The organism is Longimicrobium sp. (assembly GCF_036387355.1).
Classification (GTDB): Bacteria; Gemmatimonadota; Gemmatimonadetes; order Longimicrobiales; family Longimicrobiaceae; genus Longimicrobium.
Genome location: NZ_DASVTX010000168.1, coordinates 1 through 2,794, shown reverse-complemented (window position 1 = coordinate 2,794; position 2,794 = coordinate 1). Strand labels below are relative to the sequence as shown.

General features: G+C 70.0%; 4 protein-coding genes. All 4 read right to left on the bottom strand.

Annotated features, from left to right (window positions below; genetic code table 11):
- A partial coding sequence (locus VF665_RS07685) for a YlbF family regulator (RefSeq protein WP_331052825.1) occupies window positions 1–308 on the bottom strand: 308 nt, incomplete at its 3' end.
- Window positions 305–1,183: a peptide chain release factor N(5)-glutamine methyltransferase gene (prmC, locus tag VF665_RS07680; protein ID WP_331052824.1), complete on the bottom strand. Its 879-nt coding sequence runs from the start codon at window positions 1,181–1,183 to the stop codon at window positions 305–307. The genes prmC and VF665_RS07685, both read right to left, overlap by 4 nt.
- The gene (prfA, locus tag VF665_RS07675; protein WP_331052823.1) at window positions 1,180–2,250 is read right to left on the bottom strand and encodes a peptide chain release factor 1; all 1,071 of its coding nucleotides are present in this window, start codon (window positions 2,248–2,250) and stop codon (window positions 1,180–1,182) included. Before prfA ends, prmC begins: the two co-directional genes overlap by 4 nt.
- Window positions 2,251–2,352: 102 nt before the next feature.
- Complete coding sequence (gene rpmE / locus VF665_RS07670; protein WP_331052822.1) at window positions 2,353–2,559, bottom strand: 50S ribosomal protein L31; 207 nt, start codon at window positions 2,557–2,559, stop codon at window positions 2,353–2,355.
- Window positions 2,560–2,794: the final 235 nt, after the last annotated feature.

Genomic DNA, 2,794 nt, shown 5'->3' with positions numbered 1-2,794 from the left:
ATCATCAGCCGGTCCAGGTTGGCGCGGGCCGCCTCGTACGCCTGGTACGAGGGCATCACCTGCACCTCGCCCACCAGCGTCTCGAACTCCTGCTGCTCCGCCACCGGAGGCTCGGTGCCGGACTGGATGGCGCGCGCGAACCCCGCCTCCATCTCCTGCAGGCGGTTCAGGCGGGTAACGGCTTCGCGGTCGTCGTTCAGCATCTGTCCGGCGCGCTTCATGGCGCCGTACTCGCTGCTCTGCGCGATCATCCGGCCCACTTCGCGGGCCCGGTCCCAGATCAGCTCCATCCCGGTATTCCTGTTCATCGCCGTTCGGCCAGCACCACGCGGTCGCGGCCGGCAAGGTCCGGCAGCACCCGCGCGGGGCCGAAGGCGTTGGTTGACTCGATCAGGCGCGACACCGCCGCGCCCTGCCCCGCCCCGATCTCCAGCGCCAGCAGCCCGCCCTGCAGCAGGTGGTCCGCCGCGCCCGCGATCAACGGACGAATGACGCGCAGCCCGTCCGCCCCGGCGAACAGGGCGCCCGCGGGCTCCCAGTCCACCACCTCAGGGTCCAGAGACGCGCGCTCGCCCTCGCCGATGTACGGCGGGTTGCTCACCACCACATCAAAGCGCTCCCCGCCCACAGCCTCCCACAGGTCGCCGGGGCGAAACTCCACCGGGGCGTGCGGCGCGGCGTGCGCGTGGTTTTCGCGCGCGGCCCGCAGGGTGTCGCGGTCCACGTCGGTGGCCACCACCCGGGCGAACGGCCCTTCCACCGCTAGGGAAATCGCGATGGCGCCGGAACCGGTGCCCAGGTCCACGGCGGAAAGCGAGCGTTCCCCGGCGGCGCGCCCGGCCGCCCAGTCCAGTACGCGCTGCACCAGCACTTCGGTTTCGGGCCGGGGGATGAGCACCCGCCGGTCTACGCGCAGCACAAGGTCACGAAAGGCGGCGGTTCCGTCAATGTACTGCAACGGCTCGCGCCGCGCACGCCTCCGCAGGCGGGAGCGGAATTCGTCCAGCTCGTCCGGGGTCAGCGGGCGGTCGTGCTGAAGATACAGGTCCAGCCGCTTGAGGCCCAGCATCCCCGCCAGCAGCAGCTCCGCGTTGAGCCGCGCGTTGTGAACGCTGCGCCCCGCCAGGTACTCGGCCGTGGAGCGGATCATCTCCACCACGGTCCACCGCCGCGGCTGCGTCACGCGGCCACGCCCTCGCGCTCCGCCTGCGAGGCCAGCTTGAGCTTTTCGATCAATTCGTCCAGCGCGCCGTCCAGCACCTGCTGCAGCCCGTGCGTGGTGTAGCCGATGCGGTGGTCGGTCACCCGGCTCTGCGGAAAGTTGTACGTGCGGATCTTGGCGCTGCGGTCGCCCGTTCCCACCTGCGCCTTGCGGTCGCGGGCGCGGGCGGCTTCCTGCTCGGCGATGCGTGCGTCCAGCAGGCGCGAACGAAGGACGCCCATGGCCTTGTCCTTGTTCTTGTGCTGGCTCTTCTCGTCCTGACAGGTCACCACCAGCCCCGTGGGGATGTGGGTGATGCGCACGGCGCTGTCGGTGGTGTTCACCGACTGCCCGCCGGGGCCGGAGCTGCGGTACACGTCGATACGCAGGTCACCGGGGTTGATCTGCACGTCCACCTCTTCCGCCTCGGGAAGCACGGCCACGGTGGCGGCGGAAGTGTGGATGCGCCCCTGCGTTTCCGTCGCCGGCACCCGCTGCACCCGGTGCACGCCGCTCTCGTACCGAAGGTCGCCGAAGGCCTCGGCGCCGCGCACGGTGAAGATGGCCTCGCGATAGCCGCCGGACGCGCCTTCGGACACGGCGACCAGTTCGATCTTCCACCCGCGGCGGTCGGCAAAGCGCTGGTACATGCGGAACAGGTCGCCGGCAAAGAGCGCGGCCTCGTCGCCCCCCGTTCCGGCGCGCACTTCCACCACGGCGTCGCGGTCGTCCAGCGGGTCGCGGGGAATGAGGAGCAGGAGCAGCTCATTTTCCAGCCGCGCGGTTTCACCGGTCAGGTGCTCGGCTTCGGCGCGGGCCATGGCCGCCAGTTCCGGGTCGCCCGCCGCGTCGGCCAGCATGCTTTCGGCGCCGGCCAGCTCGTCGCGGGCGCGCTCCAGCCGCGCCGCCGCCTGCACGATGGCCGACAGGCGCGCGTGTTCCCGCGACAGCTCGCGAAGGCGGCGCGGGTCGGCGTGAATGCCGGGGTCGGCGAGCTGGACGGCGAGGTCGTCGGAGCGGCGCTGGGCGTCGAGAATCCGGTCTTGCATGTACCGTGGTACGGACGAACGCGCGCGAAGGCAGGTGGCCTCCGCGCTGGCTTGGGGCAGAATACTCGGAGAGCCGGGGCAGAACCCCGGCTCTCTCGTGTGTTACTTCTCGGCGGTGGCGTAGCGCTGCCGGAAGCGTTCCACGCGGCCCGCCGTGTCCATCAGCTTCTGCTTGCCCGTGTAGTACGGGTGGCACTGGCTGCAGACGTCGACGCTGATGTCACCCTTGGTGGTACGCGTCTGAAAGGTGTTGCCGCAGGCGCAGTGCACGCTGGCGGTCTCGTACTTGGGATGGATGTCGGCCTTCATATGCGCACCACCTGATTTGCGTCGTTTCCGGTCATCCGACCGTCCCCGGAGCAGCCTCCGAGCGGTCGGGCAAACAGCAAATGTAATGGAAGCGTGCATTTGGGGCAACCGGCGGCCTTGGGGCGCGCCCGGGACGCGGAATGGGGACGGCAGCGGGCCTCGCGCGGGGTGAACTGCAGGGAATAGGGAATAGGGAATAGGGAATAGGGAATAGGGAATAGGGAATAGGGACGGC

Bases quoted from the DNA above. Each gene is read 5' to 3' on its own strand.
- prfA (WP_331052823.1), bottom strand. From the start codon at position 2,250: ATGCAAGACCGGATTCTCGACGCCCAGCGCCGCTCCGACGACCTCGCC.
- rpmE (WP_331052822.1), bottom strand. From the start codon at position 2,559: ATGAAGGCCGACATCCATCCCAAGTACGAGACCGCCAGCGTGCACTGC.